This window comes from Limosilactobacillus fastidiosus (genome assembly GCF_014145505.1).
GTDB lineage: Bacteria > Bacillota > Bacilli > Lactobacillales > Lactobacillaceae > Limosilactobacillus > Limosilactobacillus fastidiosus.
The window spans coordinates 40,485-61,657 of sequence record NZ_JACIUZ010000025.1; the positions used below are offsets into that span (position 1 = coordinate 40,485).

General features: G+C 38.7%; 23 protein-coding genes and 1 riboswitch. Of the genes, 2 read left to right on the forward strand and 21 right to left on the reverse strand.

The genetic code is table 11. The annotated features are described in order from the left end of the window. Positions 1 to 8: 8 nt before the first annotated feature. The 4 genes from H5R64_RS02830 to H5R64_RS02845 all read right to left on the reverse strand — a co-directional run bounded on the left by H5R64_RS02830 (position 9) and on the right by H5R64_RS02845 (position 2,681). Positions 9 to 236, reverse strand: coding sequence for a YozE family protein (locus tag H5R64_RS02830; protein ID WP_182581393.1), 228 nt, complete (start codon positions 234 to 236; stop codon positions 9 to 11). Between the two features lie 14 nt (positions 237 to 250). Then, positions 251 to 841 (reverse strand): YpmS family protein, encoded by a 591-nt coding sequence (locus tag H5R64_RS02835; protein ID WP_182581392.1) that lies wholly within the window; start codon positions 839 to 841, stop codon positions 251 to 253. A 3-nt stretch (positions 842 to 844) separates the two neighbouring features. Further along, positions 845 to 1,768 (reverse strand): SGNH/GDSL hydrolase family protein, encoded by a 924-nt coding sequence (locus H5R64_RS02840; RefSeq protein ID WP_182581391.1) that lies wholly within the window; start codon positions 1,766 to 1,768, stop codon positions 845 to 847. Positions 1,769 to 1,838: 70 nt separating this feature from the next. Further along, positions 1,839 to 2,681, reverse strand: coding sequence for a DegV family protein (locus H5R64_RS02845; RefSeq protein ID WP_182581390.1), 843 nt, complete (start codon positions 2,679 to 2,681; stop codon positions 1,839 to 1,841). Between the two features lie 182 nt (positions 2,682 to 2,863). Here H5R64_RS02845 and trhA point away from each other — a divergent pair, with 182 nt between their 5' ends. Next, positions 2,864 to 3,502 carry a PAQR family membrane homeostasis protein TrhA gene (gene trhA / locus H5R64_RS02850; RefSeq protein ID WP_182581389.1) on the forward strand — a complete coding sequence of 213 codons (639 nt, stop codon included), beginning with the start codon at positions 2,864 to 2,866 and terminating at the stop codon, positions 3,500 to 3,502. Here the strand turns inward: trhA and H5R64_RS02855 are convergent. Genes H5R64_RS02855 through H5R64_RS02870 form a run of 4 tightly spaced genes read right to left on the reverse strand, consistent with a single transcriptional unit; the run spans position 3,482 to position 8,105 of the window. After that, positions 3,482 to 3,979 (reverse strand): dihydrofolate reductase, encoded by a 498-nt coding sequence (locus tag H5R64_RS02855; protein ID WP_182581388.1) that lies wholly within the window; start codon positions 3,977 to 3,979, stop codon positions 3,482 to 3,484. The genes trhA and H5R64_RS02855 overlap by 21 nt on opposite strands. Positions 3,980 to 3,998: 19 nt before the next feature. After that, complete coding sequence (locus tag H5R64_RS02860; protein ID WP_182581387.1) at positions 3,999 to 4,961, reverse strand: thymidylate synthase; 963 nt, start codon at positions 4,959 to 4,961, stop codon at positions 3,999 to 4,001. A 19-nt stretch (positions 4,962 to 4,980) separates the two neighbouring features. Continuing rightward, positions 4,981 to 6,888, reverse strand: a complete 1,908-nt coding sequence (locus H5R64_RS02865; protein ID WP_182581386.1) for an ABC-F family ATP-binding cassette domain-containing protein — start codon at positions 6,886 to 6,888, stop codon at positions 4,981 to 4,983. A 5-nt stretch (positions 6,889 to 6,893) separates the two neighbouring features. After that, the gene (locus H5R64_RS02870; RefSeq protein WP_182581385.1) at positions 6,894 to 8,105 is read right to left on the reverse strand and encodes a CCA tRNA nucleotidyltransferase; all 1,212 of its coding nucleotides are present in this window, start codon (positions 8,103 to 8,105) and stop codon (positions 6,894 to 6,896) included. Positions 8,106 to 8,249: 144 nt separating this feature from the next. Between H5R64_RS02870 and H5R64_RS02875 the strand changes: the two genes are divergently transcribed. Beyond that, positions 8,250 to 9,077: a phage integrase N-terminal SAM-like domain-containing protein gene (locus H5R64_RS02875; RefSeq protein ID WP_182581384.1), complete on the forward strand. Its 828-nt coding sequence runs from the start codon at positions 8,250 to 8,252 to the stop codon at positions 9,075 to 9,077. Positions 9,078 to 9,136: 59 nt separating this feature from the next. Here H5R64_RS02875 and H5R64_RS02880 read toward each other — a convergent pair whose 3' ends face one another. The 13 genes from H5R64_RS02880 to H5R64_RS02940 all read right to left on the reverse strand — a co-directional run bounded on the left by H5R64_RS02880 (position 9,137) and on the right by H5R64_RS02940 (position 21,168). Then, entirely contained in the window at positions 9,137 to 10,399 is a 1,263-nt protein-coding gene (locus H5R64_RS02880) for a tetratricopeptide repeat protein (RefSeq protein ID WP_182582732.1), read from the reverse strand. A gap of 133 nt (positions 10,400 to 10,532) precedes the next feature. Next, positions 10,533 to 10,808: an HU family DNA-binding protein gene (locus tag H5R64_RS02885; protein WP_003717019.1), complete on the reverse strand. Its 276-nt coding sequence runs from the start codon at positions 10,806 to 10,808 to the stop codon at positions 10,533 to 10,535. A gap of 201 nt (positions 10,809 to 11,009) precedes the next feature. Next, positions 11,010 to 12,323, reverse strand: coding sequence for a ribosome biogenesis GTPase Der (gene der, locus H5R64_RS02890; RefSeq protein ID WP_182581382.1), 1,314 nt, complete (start codon positions 12,321 to 12,323; stop codon positions 11,010 to 11,012). Positions 12,324 to 12,407: 84 nt separating this feature from the next. Next, a complete protein-coding gene (rpsA, locus tag H5R64_RS02895; RefSeq protein WP_182581381.1) occupies positions 12,408 to 13,643 on the reverse strand; it encodes a 30S ribosomal protein S1 in 1,236 nt (411 codons plus the stop codon). A gap of 72 nt (positions 13,644 to 13,715) precedes the next feature. Next, positions 13,716 to 14,402: a (d)CMP kinase gene (gene cmk, locus H5R64_RS02900; RefSeq protein ID WP_182581380.1), complete on the reverse strand. Its 687-nt coding sequence runs from the start codon at positions 14,400 to 14,402 to the stop codon at positions 13,716 to 13,718. Between the two features lie 19 nt (positions 14,403 to 14,421). Next, positions 14,422 to 14,991, reverse strand: coding sequence for a LysM peptidoglycan-binding domain-containing protein (locus H5R64_RS02905; RefSeq protein WP_182581379.1), 570 nt, complete (start codon positions 14,989 to 14,991; stop codon positions 14,422 to 14,424). Between the two features lie 63 nt (positions 14,992 to 15,054). Next, positions 15,055 to 16,521 (reverse strand): RecQ family ATP-dependent DNA helicase, encoded by a 1,467-nt coding sequence (locus tag H5R64_RS02910; protein ID WP_182581378.1) that lies wholly within the window; start codon positions 16,519 to 16,521, stop codon positions 15,055 to 15,057. Next, positions 16,518 to 17,552 carry a helix-turn-helix domain-containing protein gene (locus tag H5R64_RS02915; protein ID WP_182582735.1) on the reverse strand — a complete coding sequence of 345 codons (1,035 nt, stop codon included), beginning with the start codon at positions 17,550 to 17,552 and terminating at the stop codon, positions 16,518 to 16,520. Before H5R64_RS02915 ends, H5R64_RS02910 begins: the two co-directional genes overlap by 4 nt. A 252-nt stretch (positions 17,553 to 17,804) precedes the next feature. Further along, complete coding sequence (locus tag H5R64_RS02920) at positions 17,805 to 18,386, reverse strand: ECF transporter S component (RefSeq protein WP_182581376.1); 582 nt, start codon at positions 18,384 to 18,386, stop codon at positions 17,805 to 17,807. 113 nt (positions 18,387 to 18,499) lie between these two features. After that, positions 18,500 to 18,617: riboswitch (FMN riboswitch) on the reverse strand. A gap of 115 nt (positions 18,618 to 18,732) precedes the next feature. Continuing rightward, entirely contained in the window at positions 18,733 to 19,455 is a 723-nt protein-coding gene (locus tag H5R64_RS02925; RefSeq protein WP_182581375.1) for a pseudouridine synthase, read from the reverse strand. Position 19,456: 1 nt separating this feature from the next. Beyond that, complete coding sequence (scpB, locus tag H5R64_RS02930; protein WP_182581374.1) at positions 19,457 to 20,059, reverse strand: SMC-Scp complex subunit ScpB; 603 nt, start codon at positions 20,057 to 20,059, stop codon at positions 19,457 to 19,459. Continuing rightward, positions 20,022 to 20,819: a segregation and condensation protein A gene (locus H5R64_RS02935; protein WP_182582737.1), complete on the reverse strand. Its 798-nt coding sequence runs from the start codon at positions 20,817 to 20,819 to the stop codon at positions 20,022 to 20,024. The genes scpB and H5R64_RS02935 overlap by 38 nt, the downstream gene beginning before the upstream one ends. Continuing rightward, a complete protein-coding gene (locus H5R64_RS02940) occupies positions 20,809 to 21,168 on the reverse strand; it encodes a reductase (protein ID WP_182582739.1) in 360 nt (119 codons plus the stop codon). The genes H5R64_RS02935 and H5R64_RS02940 overlap by 11 nt, the downstream gene beginning before the upstream one ends. Positions 21,169 to 21,173: the final 5 nt, after the last annotated feature.

Sequence of the window (21,173 nt, forward strand, 5' to 3'; positions counted from 1 at the left end):
TCTACCTCCTAATTCATTGCATCCTGATACCGTTGCCAGGCAGTATCAAAAATTGTCATTGATGGTAAATAATCTGCATTTTCCTCTAAATATTTAGAAATCTCCTCAAAATCTGCTGACTGTTTAGGAAACGCTGAATCAAAAAATGCGTTATTAGCAAACTGTTCAACTTCATCTGCATCAGTAGGCTTCCGTTGAGTCATTAGATAATGATAAAAACTATCACGAATTGCCATCTAATCTCCTCCTCTTATTTTTCAGGAACGGTAATTAAGAACTTAAAGTGGCCATTTTGCATATCAATTTCCTGAGCCGAGTACTTCAATTGTCGATTCTTACTGTAACGGTTCAGGTCTAATAGAACCGTCTTCTTCTTTGGATTAATAGAAACCCATTTAGGGATATTATAATTCTTAGCAATATACCCCATAACAAACTTAATTGGGATATTAAGGCGACCAACACTTAGCCCCCTAGCACGTAAAAGAACATTTCCTTGCTTTGTACGCTCTGGAATAAAATTAATTGCGAATCGAACTTTAGTGCCGAGAAATTTAGTATTCCCCACTAAGGTTGCATACTTTTCACCGACCATAAAGTTATACTTAATTTTATTATCCTTTAAGAAGTTATCCAAGTAGTTTGCTGATAAGGCATTTACTTGTTTCCGGTTTAGTTCAACTACCAATGATGAATCATTATTCTTTGTTGACTGAACCATTTCCGGTTGTGACGCTGGCGCTGTTGCCCGATGGAGAATCACGCCAGACGAAACCACAATTATTAATACTAAGACAATAAATGCCCATTTCCACCAATTAACTTTTTTCTTATTAACCATTACCTATTCCCTCACAAATTCCCAGCTATTATTCTTAACCATGCTCTTAAATAATTGGTTTGCCATATGTTGATATCCTAAATGATTGGGGTGAAAGTTGTCTTCAGTCGAAATATACTTATTCAAGTTATGATCTTTGTTCCCCATAATCGATAGCAATTGTGCCTGAGTTACTTTACCATGATTAATCTTTTCTTCTTGCTGAATTAATTGTTGACGTTGTTCCTTTGTTTGATATTGGCCATACGACATCACCTTATAAATACTAACGAAGTGCATCTTAGCATATTTTTTCGTTACTTTTTCGGTTGCCTGATTCCACTGTTTAATCGAATTGTTAATCGCCGTGACATCTGGGAAGTAGGTATATACCGGATTATAAATACTCATTACGAAAATTGGCGCATGCCGATTTTCTTTTCTGATGGCAGTAAATAACTGATTTAATTTATTTTCATACGTTTTCTGTGCCTGATTAACACTCGACTGAATTTTACTTTGCGAATCCATCATAACGTCTTTTTCAAGGTTTTGCATTAAATCATTTCCACCAACCGTCACTACGATTACATCAGCATTTTTTAAATCCTTCTGCATCTTTTCTTGTTTATTCAATCGGGCAAGGATTTGATCAGACCGATCACCACTCACACCATAATTTGCTGTCGAAACAGTAGTTTTCTTATATTTGTTTTGGATCTTCTGTTTGATGATCCCAACATAACCCCCATCCTTTTCTTCGTCACCCTGACCATAAGTAAGCGAGTCCCCAACAGCCACTAATTTTACATTTTTCCTCTCCACCCGCTTAAGTGGCTGTTCCTGCTTAATTTCTGAGTTAGAGAAGTAACGATAGCCATACCAACTCCCAATTAGGAACAGTAATAAAAGCAGAATTACCCAAAACCATATTTTTCTTTTTCTCATTATTACTTCACCTTTTACTAAAAAAGCGGCATAGTAACTATGACCGCTTTTGAAATTATTAAATTCAAGACTATTCAGTATAGTAGAGCAAGCAACAAGCCCCTAATCCAGTGTGGGTAGCAATAATCGGTACCGTTTCCCGAACAACCACATCAAGATTGGGTTCAAATTCCTTAATCTTGGTTAAAAGACGAGTGACTTCACTATCACCTTGGACGTGAGAGATACCAGCCCCCATAACTTTTGCCCCATCTTTCATTTCTTTGAGGATCCGATCCCATTCCTTATGTAAGGCTTTCTTTCCTCGTCCCTTCATAATAATGTGAATCTGACCATCATAAACCTGAAGCATTATCTTAATATTCAAAAGATTAGAAAGAGCTCCAGCAAATTTACTAACACGACCACCAGCAACTAAATTATCCAAATTGTCAATTGCTAAGTAAAGCTTAGAATGGGCAAGAACATACTTCATCCGTTCAATGGCATCCTCAACAGATCCCCCATTCTCAATCACCTTAGCAGCTTCAATTATTTGAAAGGCCATTCCCCGATCAGTTGTTTGAGAATCATAGACAGTAACCTTTGTCTGAGTCATGCCTGCAGCCTGTTCAGCTGCATGAACGGTTCCACTAATGGATTCCATCATGTTCACGCAAAGAACCTCGCTGCCGTCTTCCCCAAGTTTATTAAACGCGTCAACAAACTTACCAATCGGTGGCTGAGAGGTCTTAGGCAGTGACTTAGCCTTTTTCATTAACTCTGGAAACTGGTCATTAGTAATAGTTTCCCGTTCTACATATACAGTGCCATCAATCATTACTGTTAATGGAATAACCGTAATGTCATACTTTTTAATTTCTTCTTCTGTTAATCCAGCAGAAGAATCACAAACGATCTTAATCTTCCCCATGAAAATTCACTCTTCCTAGAAAATGTTATGTTATAATATTCTAGTCTTCAAAACTAGATGACAAGATTTTACAGACTATTATGCTACATGGATTTGCCATGGTCAACCTAATTATTTATTATTTAAGTATAGCAAAAGTAGCAACAAAATTCATTGCTACATTATACGAAAGGGGTTAAAAAATGGAAAAAAACAGAAACACTAAGCATTCGGTAGTCATCGAGATTGGAAATGCAATCACTCATGGAATTGGTCTCGGCCTTGCAGTTGCCGGCTTAGTTTTACTAATCATGAGTGCAGTCCGGTCTGGCAATCCAATGAGAATTGTTACATTTACCGTCTACGGAAGTACCCTAGTCCTATTTTACCTATTTTCTACTCTCTACCACTCACTTTACTTTACAAAAGCTCGTCGAGTCTTTCAGATCCTCGATCACGACTTTATCTATATCCTAATTGCTGGTACGTATACTCCTTATTGTTTAGTAAGTATCCGTGGTTGGCAAGGATGGACTTTATTTGGTGTCATTTGGGGACTAGCCATCATTGGGGTTGTATACAAGAGTATCTGGTTGAAAAAGAAGAGTCACTGGTCAACCGTTTTATATGTCCTTATGGGCTGGTTATGTATCATCGCTTTTTGGCCACTTTGGGATGCTTTAGGACCAGTTGGTTTTGGCTTACTTCTTGCCGGGGGCATTACCTTCACCATCGGCGCTCTCTTTTATAGTCGCCCCACTCAATATGCCCACCTTATTTGGCATATCTTTGTTTTATCGGGAACCATTCTGATGTTTTTCTCAGTTCTTTTCTTTGTTTAGTTCCCAAGTTTCAAACCAACAATTAACTTTTTTATCATCTCTAACTTCATCCCGTTTAATCAAATGCCATTGATCGTAATTGATCGGTGGCATTTTTACATCTCCATTATAATGCCCATTAATAATGGTTCGTTCAAGTTTATTAACTAACGGCATCATCAAAGAAAAGATCCGTGCTCCACCAATTACATACACTTGGTTATCTGGCAAAGCATCAATAAGCTGATCAAGCGTTTCAACATCATGCACAACCGTCAACCGTTCATCAGCAATTACCTGGTGAGTTAATACAATGTTTTGTCGATGTGGTAATGGCTGTCCAATTGACTCATATGTTTTTCTTCCCATAATAATTGGGTGACTAGCAGTCAGTTCTCGAAAATGTTTCATATCTTCTGGAACATGCCAGGGTAAGCTATTCTCTTTACCAATCCAACCATCAAGATCTTCTGCCCAAATAAAATTAACTTCACGCATTCTATCTCTCCTTATCAAATTAAACCGCAACGGGAGCTTTAATCGCCGGTTCATGAGTGTAGCCCTCTAGTTTAATATCACTCATTTGGTATTCATCAATTTGCTTAGTCTTCTCCGGTAAGATTAGTTTAGGAGCTTCATGCGGTGTTCGTGACAATTGTTCCCTAACTTGTTTCAAGTGATTCAAATAGATATGAGCATCCCCTAAAGTATGAATAAAATCCCCAACTTGAAGTCCACACTGGTGAGCAATCATGTGTGTCAACAATGCATAACTGGCAATATTAAAGGGTACACCAAGGAAAATATCAGCACTTCGCTGATAAAGTTGACAGCTCAATTTCCCGTCGTTTACGTAAAATTGGAACATCGTATGACAAGGAGGAAGAGCCATTGTAGGGACATCTTCAGGATTCCAGGCGGAAACAATCATCCTTCGTGAGTTTGGAGTTTTTTTAATTTGCTGAATTACATTGGCAATTTGGTCAATGGTTTGCCCATTGCTTGTCTTCCAATGACGCCATTGACTTCCATAAACTAGTCCTAAGTCACCATATTTCTTTGCAAAGTCGTCATCGTTAATAATTCGGTCACAAAATTCTTGTTTCTCTTTCAAATATACCTGCTTAAATTCTGGATCTTTTAACCAACGGTGACCAAAATCCGTCATATCAGGTCCATGATATTCATTACTTTCAACCCACTTTTTAAACGCCCATTCATCCCAAATATGGTTCTTGTGCTTCAAGAGGAACTGAATATTGGTATCTCCACGAAGAAACCATAGCAATTCACTTTTAATTAAGCCAAACGGAACCTTCTTAGTTGTTAAAAGAGGGAATCCCTTTTCAAGATCAAACCGCATTTGATAACCAAAAATAGACCGAGTTCCGGTTCCGGTACGATCACTCTTTGTATGACCATGATCCAGTACGTATTGCGCTAAGGTTAAATATTGCTGTTCATTTTCATTTATTGCCATTACTTACCCTCACTATCTATTAGTCAACATAGTTGCTCAGATATTCCCAACGTGCCGTCTTTTCGTCAATTTTCTTTTTTACCTGATCTAGCTTCTTTTGTAATTCCGCTAGTTTTTGGTAATTTGCAGCCTGTTCAGTCATCTGTTTTTCAATTTCTTTTCGCTGATTATCAAGTTGGTCAAGATCATCATCAATATGATCCCACTCTAATTTTTCAGCATAAGTTAACTTAGTCTTTTCTTTCTTTTCACTAGTTACTGACTGTTTCTTCTCTGCAGCCTGCTGCTTTTTCTCCGCTTTCTTTTGCTGTTGTTCTACCTCCACCTGCTTTTTTGTATCAGCCAGGTAATCGGTAAAGCGGCCAGTATAACGTTGAATATCCCCATTCCCATGGAAAATTAGTAAATCATCCGCAACCTTATCCAAGAAATAACGGTCGTGAGAAACCGTAATCACGGTACCCGCAAAGTTATCTAGATAGTCTTCAAGGACAGTTAGCGTCCCAATATCTAAATCATTTGTTGGTTCATCAAGAAGAAGAACATTCGGTTGTTGCATTAAAATTTTTAATAGGTAGAGACGACGTTTTTCACCCCCGGAAAGTTTCCGAATTAAGGTTCCATGCATAAAGCGGGGAAATAAGAACCGTTCCAAAAGTTGGGTAACACTTAACTTATTACCATCTTTATCAGTAACGTTTTCAGCAATTTCACTTAAGAAACTGATCATTCTTTTATTATCATCAATTCCTTCAGTTTGCTGAGTATAATAACCGAGCTTGACTGTTTCACCAATTTTCAATACACCACTATCTAATGGAACCCGTTGGGCAATTACATTTAGAAGACTTGTCTTTCCAGCTCCATTCTCACCCGTAATTCCGATCCGGTCTCCTGCTTGAACTAACCAGTCAAAATGTTGAAGGATTTGATGATCACCTAATGTTAAATTGACATCTTTAAACTTTATAACATCCTTACCCAACCGTTGGGAACCAAGATTAATTGAAATATCTTCGTCTGTTTTAAGATTGCCAACTTTATTCTCTAATTCGTGAAAACGATTAATCCGGCCCTTTTGTTTAGTTGACCGTGCCTTAGCTCCCGTTCTCATCCAAGCTAATTCTTTTTTATATAATTGTTGATTCTTTTTTTCGGTGTCCTTAGCTAACTCTACACGCTCTGCCTTTTGCTGAACAAAATCTTGATAATTACCATCATAGTGATAAAGGTTACCAAAAGATAATTCCCAAATATGATTCGTAACTTGATCAAGGAAGTACCGATCATGAGTTACTAAAAGGACTGCTCCCTTATAAGAAGCAAGAAAATCCTGAAGCCAAACTACCGAATCAAGATCTAAATGGTTTGTCGGTTCATCCAATAGTAAAAGGTCAGGATGTTGAATTAACACTTGGGCAAGGCCAACCCGCTTTTGTTGACCACCAGATAGTTCACTAACCTTCTGGCTAACATTTTTAATCTTTAACTGAGTAAGGATTGTCTTTACCCGACTATCTGCCTCCCACGCATCTTCCTGATCCATTTTTGCTTGCATCTTCGTATACTGATCCATTGCTTTAGGGTCTTCTGGATGATTACTAAAACGATCAAGGGCAAGTTCATATTCACGAATTGTCTTAAAAACTGGTTGTTCGCCCTCAAAGATCGCACCCATTATTGTCTTAGTTGGATCAAGTGCGGGTTGTTGTTCTAAATAACCAATCGTATAGTCATTTGGTGTAGTGATTGTTCCCTTCTCTGGACTTGTTCGTCTGCTAATAACGTTCAGAAGACTGGTCTTTCCACTCCCATTAACACCAATTAACCCAATTCGATCATTCTCGTTAATTGTAAAGGAAATATTATCAAATAAGGTCTTCTCCCCGTAGGTACTAGTTAAACCTTCAGCCTGCATCGTTTGCATTCTTTCTATCCCTCTTTTTTAATTTTTTCTACTTCAGTGACTAAGTCGCCCTTATTATTTGCCAAATTACCGTTGACCACTTCCACAGTTAACTGGTTAAGGATCTTTCCTAGTAATCGTCCCGGTTTAATCCCAGATTCCTTAATTAAGGTTCCACCATTAACCGCTAATTCCTTACCACTTTTGATAGGCAATGCGTTATATTGTTCTTTTAACTGTTCATCAGGAATTGACCAACCGTACAATTTTGCAACTTGGTTGGCGTCCTGAACTGCTTTCTCACCAGCGTTAAATAAACATAATGCTGATAATTTTTGAGCCTTTAATTCCTGAATTACTGGGAGCATCCTTTTAACATTAGTAATTAGTTCATTTGAAGTTTTCCATTGGCGAAGAAAATTACTGGTTTCTTGTACATTAAGTCCTAACTGGGTCACAATTACTGCCCATGCTTGATCAACATTTTGGATTTGCCAGTTATTCAGTAATAAAAGCCCACTTAAGGAGTCATATCGGTTAGCTAATCCAGGACAATACCGATAAAGTCCCGTACGAAGGAAATCACTAAGGCCTGCAACTGGATTTTGACCCATTAATAATTTTTCAAATTCTACCCGGATCCGTTCTACAGCAATTTTACCCAATAAATCAGCATTTTGTTTAATTCCCGTTAAAGTCTCAGTAGCAATCACAAAATCTAATTTACTGGCAAAACGAACCGCACGCATCATCCGCAAAGCATCCTCGTGAAAGCGCTCGTTAGGGTTACCAACCGCCTTGATTAAGTGCTTTTTTAAATCTTCTAAGCCGTTAAAGAGGTCAATTACTTCACCATTTTCCTTCAAAGCAAGAGCGTTGATTGTAAAGTCACGTCGTTTTAAATCCTCGCTTAAAGAACGGACAAAGGTTACGTTATCTGGTCGTCGAAAGTCTTGATAACCTGATTCCGTCCTAAACGTTGTGGTTTCATAGCCCGTACCGTGGTCAAGAATCATTACTGTCCCATGTTCGATCCCAGTATCGACAGTCCGGTCAAAAATCGCTTTGATTTCACTAGGATAAGCACTTGTAGCAATATCAATATCGTGAATTGGGTCCCCAAGAACTGTGTCCCGAACACACCCGCCTACGAAATAAGCTTCATAACCCGCATCTTCAATCCTTTGTAAAACAGGTCGCGCAGGTTCAAATATTGCTGGTAAGTGTTTGATGATCATTTAATCAAGTCCTCCGTTTTTTAGTCAATATCGATTATAGCAAATCTGGCAAGGAGGTGCGAACGGCTGTATTTGCTTTTCTTTTTGTGGTTTTTGTTTTAAAATGTTAGTTAAAGTAAATTTCTGCTTATTAAGGAGGCCGCTATGAATTACCCTTATCAAGACCGTTTTCAATTATTTTTATCTCAACAAGGACTTGCTCCCCTAACAATTAAAACCTACGATACAACCCTAGCCCACTTTTTTACCTTTCTAATGAGTAATCGACCAGAATTTGCCACTAATCCTCAACTAAAAAGCCTCACAGAAGCTGATGTGCGGGCCTTTCTCACCACCTTAAAAGAGGACGAAAAGATTACTCTAAGTACTTATAATAAAAATCTTTCCCACCTTAATCGTTACTTTCGCTACCTGTTCACCCATCAATTGATTAGTACCTACCCAACCCTTACAATTCATGGAAAAGCTACTAACCCTAACAAACGATTAACCACCAAGTGGATTACAAAGCTTCCCGAAATCCTTCAAGACGATCAAATTCACTTTTATACCCGTTTAACTCTATTTCTTTCTAATCGTGGTTATACAGTCAGTGAATTTCTCGCTCCAGGATTCGAAAAGGTTTGGAATAGTCTTGTCCCAAACAATCCAGTTGAAAAACAATTCATTGCTAACTTCAACTCGTTTATTAAACCCATTCAAGAACTGCAAAACTCTCCACAGCTGTTTCTCAAGCAACGCTTTACTTCCGATAATCCTGGACTATCCAATGCCGGGCTTCATAAATATCTCCGGCAAGACGAAACTTACCTCGGTTTTAATCTTGCACCAAAGTTTCTTCATCAAGCATATATTCTCTACGAACTTAGCCACCATCCTGAATTATCAGATTTGCAATTAATGGAACGGTTAAGGCTAGATCCGGCATCGTTACTGTACTATCAAAAACAACTAATTAATCATAATAAATAACAAGGATCAAATGATCAGGTATTTTCCTAATCATTTGATCCTTGTTTTGGTTTCAAGCTTTAATAATCCTCGTATTCATCCAACAATTCCTGCATTTCATCATCTGTCGGTACCAATTTAAGATAATGCTTTAATTCATCTACCATTTGTTCCGTATCACCGGCTTCACGATAATAATTAATCAGCTCCTTAAGGAATGTTGGGTTCTCACTATAGGTAACCATTGCTTCTTGATAATACTTTCCAGCAAGATCAAACTTTTCTAATTGCTGGTATGAACGAGCCAGGTTCCAGTAAATTTGTGGATCGACCTCATCCTCTTTGACAAGTGGTTCCAAGAGCTTAATATTATCCTCATCATCATGAATATGCAGAAGAAAGTTACTATATTCTAGGGTAATAGTTAAGTTATCTGGATCAAGTTCATGAGCCTTCTTTAGGTATTCATCCATCAACTTATTATTCCCAAGGTGACTAGTTACTTCAGCTGCTTGAGCATACAGACGAGCATTATATTGGTCAACGGCTAACCCCTCTTGAAGAACCTTTAACGCCTGCTGATACTTATTTTCCTGAACGTAAGCTTTAGCCAATTCAGGATAAACCGAAACATATTGAGAATCATCTTGGATCAAATCATTAAAAGTTTTAATTGCCTCGTCAGTTTTTCCCAACTGTAATTCAGTTAACCCTGTTTGAAAGCGAATATCACTTGTTTGGTATTCCGGACTAACCTGTTTTAAGTAACCAAGCGCTTGTTTAAACTTCCCACTTTGGGCATAACAAATTCCCAAGCGTCCTGCAATATTTACCTTGGCAAATTCGGTATAACCACTCCGAATAAGTTCAAAGTAGTATTGAATTGCCTCGTCAAACTGACTAGTCATGAAATAGAATTCACCAAGGGCAAATTGGACTGCCGGTTCATCAGAGGCAATTCGGTATGCTTCTTTTAACTTCTCTTCAGTAACCTCATATTCATTTTCAGTTTGGTATAAGTCAGCTGCTACTAACAATGACTGTAAATACGCATCAGAATCTGGCTGTACTTGGGATAAGTACGTTAATGCTTCATCATTATGACCTTCACTAATGGCAATCTCAGCTAAATTAACCCGGAGTTCATCCTCATTCGGGTATTTTGCTAACAGGTGCAAATAGGCTTGACGTGCCTGATGCAGGAAACCCATGCTATAAAGTTCTTCAGCTAAACTAAAAATCATATCATCGCTATCTTTAGCCAGGGCCTCGGTAAAGGATTGTTGCGCAGCTGGCATTTGTCCAGCTTGAATTTGTTCTAACATTTTTTCAGAATAAGTCATTATTTTCCTCCTTTAGCATTACCCATCACACTAATTATCTTAGCATAATTAGACTAAATCCGGTTCTTAAGAGCATTAAAAAAAGACCGTGAACCAAAAGTCACGGTCCTATTTATTATCAAGTAATCCGTAATTACTTAACAGCATCCTTTAAAGCTTTACCAGGCTTAAATGCTGGTACCTTGCTTGCAGGGATTTGGATTTCTTGACCAGTTTGTGGATTACGACCCTTACGAGCAGCACGTTGACGTACTTCGAAGTTACCGAAGCCGATCAATTGAACCTTTTCACCCTTAGCTAATGATGCTTGAATTGAACTAAAGACTGCATCTACAGCAGCAGTAGCATCCTTCTTAGTTAAACCAGTTGCGGTTGCAACGTTACTTACTAATTCTGCTTTGTTAGCCATTGAATTTCACCTCCAACATTTAATACAATCAAATAATCGATTGCACCAATGAATGTTAATTTTGAGTGGTCCAAAATTAACGAAACATACGAGGAACTCGTATAATTTCATTGTTAAGATTAGCATAGTGAAACCTTGATGACAAGCGGTTTATAAGCTTTTTCACCCTTTTTTCAGAATTTTATAACCAAAACGAACAATTTATTGTCGCTTCCGCTTAATAATCCGAATTGGCGTCCCTGTAAAATCGAATGCCTGCCGAATTTGGTTCTCTAAATATCGTTGATACGAAAAATGCATTAGGTCTGGATCATTGACAAAAATTACAAATGTTGGTGGCTGGATTGCTACCTGAGTTCCATAATAAACCCTTAACCGTCGCCCATTCTGGGTTGGTGTTGGGTTAGCAGCCAACGCATCCATAAGCACATCATTCAGAACGGAAGATTGAATTCGTTGCCGACTATTCTTATAAACATCCTCAATCATCGTTGGTAACTGATTAAGCCGTTGCTTAGTCTTAGCAGAAACAAAGATAATTGGTGCATAATTTAGGTACTGGAACTCGTTCCGAATTAAGTTTGTAAAATCGGTCATTGTTCGGTGATCCTTATTCTTAATGGTATCCCACTTATTAACAACAATAATCACTCCACAGCCGGCCTCATGAGCATAACCAGCAATATGCTTATCCAGTTCCCGAATGCCTTCTTCAGCATTAAGGACCACTAAAACAACATCACTATCGTCAATTGCACGCATTGAACGCATTAACGAATATCGTTCAGTGTTTTCATAAATTTTACCCTTTTTACGAATTCCGGCTGTATCAATCATAGTAAATTCTTGGCCGTCCTTAGCCGTAAAACGAGTATTAATAGCATCACGGGTTGTTCCCGCCACATTTGATACGATTACCCGGTTCTCACCCAGAATGGCATTAACTAGTGATGATTTCCCAACATTTGGTCGCCCAATCAAACTAAAGTGAATCGTTCCGTCATCTTCGTTATCTGCCGTCTCCGGGAAGCGGTTAATAACTGCATCAAGTAAATCGCCGACTCCTACTCCATGAACCCCAGAAACTGGATAAGGTTCGCCTAAACCTAATGAGTAAAAATCGTATATATCACTTCGTCGTTCAGGATTGTCAACCTTATTAACAGCTAATATAACTGGCTTATCAGAACGATAAAGGATTTTTGCCACCTGCTCATCCGCATCAGTAACACCATTTTGAATATCAACGACAAAAACAATAACATCTGCTTCATCAATTGCTACTTCTGCTTGTTGACGGATCTGAGTTAATAAGGGTTGATCAGAGATTTCAATCCCCCCAGTATCGATTAAGTTAAAATTCTTTCCTAACCATTCAGCATGGGCATAAATCCGATCACGGGTAACACCAGGCGTATCTTCTACAATTGAAATTCGTTCTCCAGCAATTCGATTAAACAATGTCGACTTGCCCACATTTGGTCGACCAACAATTGCAACAACAGGATTTGCCATTTTTACACCTTCCTTCTCTTATTTGAAATAAAAAGAGTATGACAGAAATGCCATACCCCTTTCTAAGCTAATATGTGGTCTCGATTACTTCAAGCCCTTTAATTGATCACCAATTAAGTCACCCATTGAGAAGCCACTTTCTTCTTCAGGGGCGTTGTCCATGAAGCTACGATTGTTGTTACGACGAGGACGACGACGACCACGGTTTTCGTTACCGTTGTTTTCTTCATCCTTTGGACGTTCTTCAAGAGCCTTCATAGATAAACCAAGACGTTGACGTTCAGGATCAATATTTAAGACCTTAACCTTGACTTCTTGACCAGGCTTCAAAACGTCAGCTGGTGTAGCAATGTGCTTGTGAGAGATTTGAGAAATATGTACCAAACCTTCAACACCTGGGAAGACCTCAACAAAGGCACCAAAGCTGGTCAACCGCTTTACAGTACCAGTAAGGACACTGCCTTCTGGAGCCTTTTCTTCAATATCATCCCATGGTCCTGGTAATGTTTGCTTAATTGAAAGTGAAATCCGTTCACGTTCAGGGTCAACACTTAAGACCTTAACCTTAACATCTTGACCAGCTTCCAAAACATCAGAAGGCTTGTCAACATGATCATATGAAATTTCAGAAACATGAACTAATCCATCAACACCACCAAGGTCAATAAAGGCACCAAAGTTAGTCATTCGAGCAACCTTACCTTCAACAACATCACCTGGTTGAAGCTTAGCAAAGATTTCCTTAGCTGCTTCTTCGTGTTGAGCCTTAACAATTTCCTTGTGGGAAAGGATAAGGCGGTTTTCACTAGGTTCGATTTCAATAATCTTAAATTCAAGTTCTTGACCCTTAAACTGGTTCAAGTCTTCTACGTAGTGATCAGTAATCATTGAAGCAGGGACGAAGCCACGTACTCCGGCATCAACTACTAAGCCACCCTTAACAGCTTGTGTAACCTTAGCTGTAATGTGTTCACCAGCATCGAACTTCTTTTGGATGTCATCCCATACCTTGCGAGCTTCGAGACGACGGTGTGAAAGTAAGTAGCTACCATTTTCCTTATCGTTACCGATCTTAGAAATAACTACTAAGTCAAGTTCGTCACCGACTTTAACTGCGTCATTGATGTCTTCAACTGGCTTGGTTGATAATTCCTTAGCAGGGACGACACCTTCAACCCCTGCATCTTTAATACCAACGATAGCTTGGCGATCATCATCAATTGCCAATACTTCACCCTTAACAACATCACCCACTTTTACAGTTTCAATGCTATCGAGAGCTTCTAACATATCGTTTTTGTTTTCGTTGTTTTCAGCCATTTAAAAAAATCCTCCTTGCGACAATCAACTCTGAAAACTATTCTACTAGAAAGGCGCTAACATTTCCAGTAATTATGCTAAATGTTTTTCAGTTTTTTTAATTATTTCACTAATTTTCTCAACAACCTCGTCAATTGTCAGGTTAGTAGTATCCAATTTTATAGCATCACTCGCTTGCGTTAGCGGTGATACCTTCCGGGTTGAATCCTTTTTATCCCGTAATTCAATCGCTCGTTGTAATTCCTCAAGACTTGAGGTGACGATTCCCTTTTGTTTATTTTCCAGATAACGACGACGAGCACGTTCGTAAGCGGTAGCCACCATAAAAATTTTTACCGGTGCATTAGGAAGCACTGTGGTTCCAATATCACGTCCATCCATTACAATACCACCTTCAGCAGCAATCTGTCGTTGTTGCTTGGTCATTTCTTGACGAACAGCTGGAATCGCTGCAACCGCTGAAACATTCTTTGCAACTTTCGGAAGCCGAATATCCCTTGTTACTTCTTGACCATTAATAAAGACCAGTTGTTCTGGTTCAGCAGGCTGAAACGTAATTTTAATCTTTTTAGCCAAGTCAGCGATCTTTTCTGTATCATCCATTGCAATTTCTTCTTGCAAAGCCGCCACAGTTACTGCACGATACATTGCTCCTGTATCACAATAAATATACCCAAACTTTTTAGCGACTAATTTAGCAACTGTACTCTTTCCCGCTGAAGCTGGTCCATCAATTGCAACTTGTAATCCAGTCGACATTTAATCCTCTCCTAATCCATTATCGAATTCTCAATCGTTGCCCAGGTGTTAGGTGGGCATTTGGGGTTAAACCATTTAGCCGCATCAATTCATTAATAGAGATTCCGTTCTGTCTTGCAACACGATATAGACTTCCATTACGTGGCACAATTGCATATTGAACCATACTTGAAGATGTCTGACTCACTATTGAAGAAGAACTTGAACTAACTGGTGAACTACTGTTCATCGTCGAACTAGAACGCTCTTTAGTCTGGCTAGATGAGCTTATAGAGCTTCGTTTGTTTGAACTGGTTTTCCGTTTTGGGGATTGAGCTTTTTTTTTAGATGATTGAGACTCTGCTAACCGCTCAGTCCTTACTGGATGATTCAATGTTTGCTTATGGTTAACCCAGTATATCAGCGGAATTGCTGCTAAGATAATGATTAAAACAATCAGGACAGTGGTAATTGTAGAATTATGTTCTTTTTGTCGCCGATGTTCGGTCCGCGATAGGTGTCCATCACTACCCAAATCTTCATTATCAACAAACTTTTTATCCCATAACCGGTCATTTGCCTCACGACTTTCTTCTCGTCGTTCACTCATGGTTACCCCTCCTTTTCATTTAAAATTAACATTCTGATTGTAGCGCAAATAATCATTAAATGTCTAGTTTTCTTTATCATGATTAATATTAAGTAACTGATAAAGTCGTTCTTGCCAATCTAGTTTTGTACTTACCTGTTGTCCGTTTATTGTCTCATTATTATGGTGTTCAAACCGTTGAATTAATGTTGGCTCAGTAATATCACAACATGGTTCCTGTGGCTGCTCAAGTTGCTCGCCAAAATAACCTAATATCATTTTTCGTCGGCACATCTTCGTATTATTTATATAGTGCGCCATCCATTCCAAACGACTGCTTAAATTCCTTTGTCGTTTTTTAAACGCTTTTATAATCATTTTTCCGTCATATCCATGCTTTAGGTAAAAGGAAAATAGTTCATGATTATCTCCCAGTACACTAGCAGGCTGATGTTTATTTCTAACAGCTTCTAAAAGTGTACTTTCTGGCAAATCAATATGGTTTAGTGTCCGCTGAATTTGTTCATCCCCCGGGCAATACAAGAGAAGCGCCAAACTGGGCTGCCCATCACGACCAGCTCGGCCCACCTCCTGAACATAGCTTTCTAAGTTTGCTGGTTCATGAAAATGAATGACAAAGCGGATATCCTCCTTATCAATTCCCATTCCAAAAGCACTAGTTGCACAAATTAACTGAATCTGATTTTCCATAAACTGCTGTTGTAAACGGTAACGATCAAGCGGCGCAATTCCCGCATGGTAAGCGGCAACGTTCTTATCGGTTTTTTTATTTAATTTCTCAGCAAATTGACTTGCTAATTTTCGACTAGCAAAATAAATAATTCCCGGACCAGCTAATCGACTAACTAGTTCAATCAAGGATTGTTCCTTTTCTTTTGCGGACAGAAATCGTTTAACAGCATAATAAATGTTGGGACGATTTACGGAACGGATCACTTGAGTAACTGTCGCATTTTCTAGTCCCATTTTTTGAATAATATCTTGTCGCACTTCTGGGGTCGCAGTTGCAGTTAATAGAAGTGTAGTCGGTGAATCAAGGTTCTGCCGAATTACACTAAGAAGAAGGTACTCAGGACGAAAATCTGGTCCCCATTGTGAGATGCAGTGGGCTTCATCAACCACAAATAGCGAAATTTTTACTTTCTTCAATGCTTGAATAATGTCCGGATTAGTAAGGGATTCAGGCGAAGTAAAGATAAATTTAAATGAAGGAAGTTGCCGCATTGCCTGCTGACGACTCTTACCAGTTAATTGGCTATTAATCATTAAAACCCTTTTCTCTCCAGAACGATGTAGGCGTTCAACTTGATCCTGCATTAATGAGATTAGTGGTGAAACGATCAGGATACAGCCAGGAAGCAAGTACCCTGGCAATTGGTAAAGAAGTGACTTTCCACCCCCAGTTGGCAGAACAGCAAGAGTATCTCGATGTTTCAAAACTGCTTTAACGGTTTCTTCTTGTCCATCACGAAATGACGAGAAGCCGAATTTAGCATTTAACGTTGCTAATAATTGATGATCACTAATCATTTACTTGATCTCTCCTGATAAAGTTGAAAAAGACGAAAATAATAAAAAGCTACCGCTCCACCAGGAACAGTCGCTGGATTAAATTTCCATTTATCGACCGGCCCCTGATATTGTTTAGTTAGCTGGTGACGGATAGGCGCCGGTAAAAGTCGCTCCCAGTCAATGGCTTCAGGATAAATGATCGCTACTTCCAGCAAATGCTCACGAACAGTATTTTCCTTAATCCTTCTCCGCTTTGCGATCTGAGTAATCGAATAACCGCGTTGATAGAGTAATAGGGTTTGATTACCACTGTTACTCAACGGGCTTGGCGCCAATAATTCCCCTAATAACCGCGATAATGTTCCCTGATAACTATTAGCAAATGCCGCAATTGCTAATAGGGCATCTTGCTTAATAATCGGTAATTGTCCTTTAGAAATGGGGAGTTGCCGACACAATTGAAGTTCGTTTTTACCAGTTATCTGATGACCAATTAGTGAGTAGAAGAAATAGTTAACTAATCGTTCATCAACACTCTCTAGCGAATTACCAAACAATTCAAGTTCCTTGAATAGTTCTTTAACAATGTTTCCCCGCCAGTTAAGGAGCCAATGTTTAACAACCTGTTGTTCATGATATTCATTAGTTAGCGGTGCATAATAACGGTTATGATATGTTAGTTCAGAAACAACCTGAACACCAAGAAGTAACCGTTGCTCAATTCGTCGCGTATTAGCCAGCCAGTACCAATCAAAAAAATGCGGTTGATATTCTTCATCGGCTAATTCTTCTTGTTTCAACACTCCTGAAGTTGTTAAAAGTGCTTGTCCTGTTGAATCAAGGCGAATCAGGTTATCCTTAACTAGTCGCTTAATTGAATAATCAAACTCTTCACGCTCTAGTGAACGGTAAGCTCCTGTCCACTTAAGAAGGCCGTATTGCTTAGCCCAGAAAAGCGTTGAAACTGTTCGCCGATCTTTTAACGTATTTTCAATCACCCTAATCCGTCGTGGCTGATGCTCATCAAAGAATCTTAATAAGTTATCCATTTTTTCACTCTCCACTCTAATTTATTATAACGGAAAGGATTTAAAATGATCCGAAAAGAAAAGAGAACATTTAAAGGCTGAAAGAGACTACGTAAGAAATTGCGAAATCAGCTTACTAGTTTGTTTTTCAACGCAAAGCTAGCCTTTAAGCGCAAAGAGAGCTCTAGCATTCGGATTTACCGAACACTAGAGCCCTTTTATGGACTAGACTGTAGTAATTTCAACTATATAGCACATATTATTAACATCAAATTATTCTTCGAGTCGTTTTTGATTAAGCCATGATTTGAGTCGAATAGCTATTAACGCAAACACAGTGGAAATGAGGACACCCTTGATTAAGTTAAAAGGAATAACACCAACCGCAATCAATTCTGGAATTGGTAATGTTGATTTCCAGTTCCAAAGGGCCATATAAAGTGGCGTTAGGACCCACCAATTTAATAGAGCCATAAATATAACTAAGGTAAATGTAGAAGTAATTCCTCCTAGCCATAATTGACGCTTAAATGACCATGCCTTATGTTTCCAAACCCAGCAAAATGGTAACAGTAATGCTAGTGAAGAAAGAAAATTACCCAAAATTCCAACCAACTCACCAGCAGAAAAGCCACGAGTCAAAGTATGGATAAGGCACTTTAAAAATGCAATCATCACTCCAGCAGCTGGGCCATAAATAAACCCACCAATTAGTACCGGTAAGTCTGAAAAATCCATTTTAAGATATGGAGCAATCGGTAAAATTGGGAATTCAAATAGCATTAAAATAAATGCTAATGCACTTAAACAACTAACACCAACCATTTGGTGAACTTTTTGATGTGATGTAACCATCGACAACAACCTCCTATCGAGATTGCCTTCAAAATATTTTAAATATAAAAAACACGTCACTTAACCTTAGTTGTCAGCAACGTGCATTCTCATTCATATTTAAATAAATGTAGTAGAATCTTCTGCATACCAGACTATACTGTCGGCTCTGGAATCAAACCAGATCAACCATCGAAATGGGTTGCGGGCTATACCGCCGGTCGGGAATTTCACCGCGCCTTGAAGACAACTCCTATGAAATTTTACAACATTATAATACTGGGGATTCCGCAGTATGTCAAGGACTAGGAAGGTTATTGTGTACCATACTTTCCGTTTCCTCTAAGATTTCCTCCAGAATTAAATACTATCTACTCATCTTCTTTAATAACTTAACCTCATCAGGTTTTAATTCACGGAATTCCCCTGATTGCAGTCCATGAAGATCCAGTGGACCATAAGATTCACGGTGAAGTTTGATAACAGGATGATGAATCGCATCAAACATCAACTTTACTTGATGATAACGTCCCTCATGGATCGTCAACTTAACCAAACTCGTTTGCTTTTTCTGATCTGTTTCAATTAGACGCGTCTTAGCTTTTTTAGTCACTCGCCCCTTAACTTTTACCCCGACCCGCAATTGTTTAAGATCATTATTATTAACTATTCCCCGCACCTTTGCAATATATGCCTTTTCAACTTCAAATTTCGGGTGCATTAACCGGTTAGCCAAATCACCATCATTAGTCAATAGTAAAATTCCGGTGGTATCATAATCCAGTCTTCCAACCGGATATACTCGCTCTTCAATCCCTTTATCTTTCAGGATATCAACAACAGTCCGCCGTCCTTTATCATCATGAGCACTCGTAATTACTGAACGAGGCTTATTCAGCAAGTAGTAAACGTGGGCCTCACGATGAAGAGGAACACCATCGACTACCACTTCATCGTGTTCACTAACTTTAATTCCCATCTCCGTTACTGTCTTTCCATTGACTTGAACATGACCACTAGCAATTAACTTTTCTGATGATCGGCGAGATGCGACTCCGGCTTCAGCCATTACTTTTTGTAGACGTTCCATTTTACTCCTCCTGTTGTTTTTGTCGTGCCTGTAAAGCTTCTAAAAATAGGTCACCGCCTAGATTGTTGAAATCAAGATCTTCTTGCTCAGCCAAAGGTGGCAATTCCTTTAATGAGGATAAACCGAAGTAATCCAAAAAACTATCCGTTGTTACATATAAGAATGGTCTCCCTGGTGCTTCTAACCGTCCATGGGTACTGATCAATCCACGAACCATCAATTTTTGTAACGAAGCGGAACTCTGGACCCCACGAATATCATCAATTTCCAACCGAGTAATTGGTTGACGATAGGCAATAATCGCTAAAACTTCTAATAATACTCGTGTTAAAGGAATCGTTAAAGGCACCTCAAAATAGTGCTTAATCACTGGTGACAGTTCATGTTTAGTTGCTAAGCGATATGTATCACCACTATTTAATAACACTAATGCAGAGTCGGGATCACCTTCATACCTTCCCTTTAATTGCTTTAATAGTTCCAGTACTGCTGGTTTCATAAAACCAGTAATTTTGGCAAGATCTCCTAAAGTAATTCCTTCATCACCACTAATAAAGAGTAATCCTTCAATCTTCGCTAGGTTGGTTGGCTCGGTATTGCTCACCTTTTAATCCCTCCACTAAAATAATTGGTCCAAATAATTTTTCCTGGTGTATAGTGACTGCTTGATGCTTGGTTAATTCCAAAATTGCTAAAAATGTCGTAACTAATTCATCACGGGTCTGTTCTCCAATAAATAGGTCCTCAAACCTCGTAGCTTCCTGTTTAACGATTGCAAAAACCTGATTCATCCTTTGGGCGACACTTACTTTTTCCGCTGCCACTGTTTCGTGAACTGGAGAAGTTAACTGGTGACGTTTAAGGACATCGGCAAATGCTTGTTGAAGTTGGCTTAACGTGACTCCTGGTTCAACATGTTTAGCAATCATTTCGGCTGGAACATGCATTGCCGGCCTGGTATATTCAGCCTGACGAAAATCAGCCTTATCTTTTAAATGTGAGGCTGCCTTCTGGTAACGCTGATATTCTAATAACTGTTCCACTAGTTCCTGCCGAGGGTCAACAATCTCTTCGCTTTGTTCTTCTATTTCTTCATCTGGTTGAGGAAGGAGTAACTGGCTTTTAATATTCATCAAAGTTGCGGCCATCACAAAATAGTCACCAGCTACCTCAAGTTGGTGACTTTTCATGGTTCTTAAATAATCAAAATATTGTTGTGTAATCTCCTCAATTTGAATATCATAAATATCCATTTTTGATTGCCGAATCAAATGGAGTAAAAGATCTAACGGTCCCTCGAAGCCACCAATCTTAAGCGTTGGTTGAAATGGATATCGTGGAATTATTTCTTGTTTATCGCTCATTATTTCGCTCCCAGTTTGAAATCAACGGTTGAGTTTTTAACGTTCCCATTAGCCTTTTTTCACGATATTGTTCATGAATTGCAGTTAATAACGCATAAACATTTTTTCCGGAACGATCAGTTGGTGTAAATGATATATGACGAACTAAGACATGTTTCTTACCAACTTCAATAACGATGATTCCAATAAAATGATTATCTTCTGTATCCTTCCAGAGGTAGATCTGATAATTCTGATCCATAGAAATTTTGATTGCATCAGCAAGCTGATCATAATCACGTAATTCGGGTAGAAAGGATAAAAGCCCCATCGCAATCTTTTCATAGTCTTTTCGATATCGAACTAACATAATTT

What these genes read in the sequence shown, in the direction of transcription:
- H5R64_RS02830 (WP_182581393.1), bottom strand. Translation starts at nt 236, where the DNA reads ATGGCAATTCGTGATAGTTTTTATCATTATCTAATGACTCAACGGAAG.
- H5R64_RS02835 (WP_182581392.1), bottom strand. Translation starts at nt 841, where the DNA reads ATGGTTAATAAGAAAAAAGTTAATTGGTGGAAATGGGCATTTATTGTC.
- H5R64_RS02840 (WP_182581391.1), bottom strand. Translation starts at nt 1,768, where the DNA reads ATGAGAAAAAGAAAAATATGGTTTTGGGTAATTCTGCTTTTATTACTG.
- H5R64_RS02845 (WP_182581390.1), bottom strand. Translation starts at nt 2,681, where the DNA reads ATGGGGAAGATTAAGATCGTTTGTGATTCTTCTGCTGGATTAACAGAA.
- trhA (WP_182581389.1), top strand. Translation starts at nt 2,864, where the DNA reads ATGGAAAAAAACAGAAACACTAAGCATTCGGTAGTCATCGAGATTGGA.
- H5R64_RS02855 (WP_182581388.1), bottom strand. Translation starts at nt 3,979, where the DNA reads ATGCGTGAAGTTAATTTTATTTGGGCAGAAGATCTTGATGGTTGGATT.
- H5R64_RS02860 (WP_182581387.1), bottom strand. Translation starts at nt 4,961, where the DNA reads ATGGCAATAAATGAAAATGAACAGCAATATTTAACCTTAGCGCAATAC.
- H5R64_RS02865 (WP_182581386.1), bottom strand. Translation starts at nt 6,888, where the DNA reads ATGCAAACGATGCAGGCTGAAGGTTTAACTAGTACCTACGGGGAGAAG.
- H5R64_RS02870 (WP_182581385.1), bottom strand. Translation starts at nt 8,105, where the DNA reads ATGATCATCAAACACTTACCAGCAATATTTGAACCTGCGCGACCTGTT.
- H5R64_RS02875 (WP_182581384.1), top strand. Translation starts at nt 8,250, where the DNA reads ATGAATTACCCTTATCAAGACCGTTTTCAATTATTTTTATCTCAACAA.
- H5R64_RS02880 (WP_182582732.1), bottom strand. Translation starts at nt 10,399, where the DNA reads ATGACTTATTCTGAAAAAATGTTAGAACAAATTCAAGCTGGACAAATG.
- H5R64_RS02885 (WP_003717019.1), bottom strand. Translation starts at nt 10,808, where the DNA reads ATGGCTAACAAAGCAGAATTAGTAAGTAACGTTGCAACCGCAACTGGT.
- der (WP_182581382.1), bottom strand. Translation starts at nt 12,323, where the DNA reads ATGGCAAATCCTGTTGTTGCAATTGTTGGTCGACCAAATGTGGGCAAG.
- rpsA (WP_182581381.1), bottom strand. Translation starts at nt 13,643, where the DNA reads ATGGCTGAAAACAACGAAAACAAAAACGATATGTTAGAAGCTCTCGAT.
- cmk (WP_182581380.1), bottom strand. Translation starts at nt 14,402, where the DNA reads ATGTCGACTGGATTACAAGTTGCAATTGATGGACCAGCTTCAGCGGGA.
- H5R64_RS02905 (WP_182581379.1), bottom strand. Translation starts at nt 14,991, where the DNA reads ATGAGTGAACGACGAGAAGAAAGTCGTGAGGCAAATGACCGGTTATGG.
- H5R64_RS02910 (WP_182581378.1), bottom strand. Translation starts at nt 16,521, where the DNA reads ATGATTAGTGATCATCAATTATTAGCAACGTTAAATGCTAAATTCGGC.
- H5R64_RS02915 (WP_182582735.1), bottom strand. Translation starts at nt 17,552, where the DNA reads ATGGATAACTTATTAAGATTCTTTGATGAGCATCAGCCACGACGGATT.
- H5R64_RS02920 (WP_182581376.1), bottom strand. Translation starts at nt 18,386, where the DNA reads ATGGTTACATCACATCAAAAAGTTCACCAAATGGTTGGTGTTAGTTGT.
- H5R64_RS02925 (WP_182581375.1), bottom strand. Translation starts at nt 19,455, where the DNA reads ATGGAACGTCTACAAAAAGTAATGGCTGAAGCCGGAGTCGCATCTCGC.
- H5R64_RS02935 (WP_182582737.1), bottom strand. Translation starts at nt 20,819, where the DNA reads ATGAGCGATAAACAAGAAATAATTCCACGATATCCATTTCAACCAACG.
- H5R64_RS02940 (WP_182582739.1), bottom strand. Translation starts at nt 21,168, where the DNA reads ATGTTAGTTCGATATCGAAAAGACTATGAAAAGATTGCGATGGGGCTT.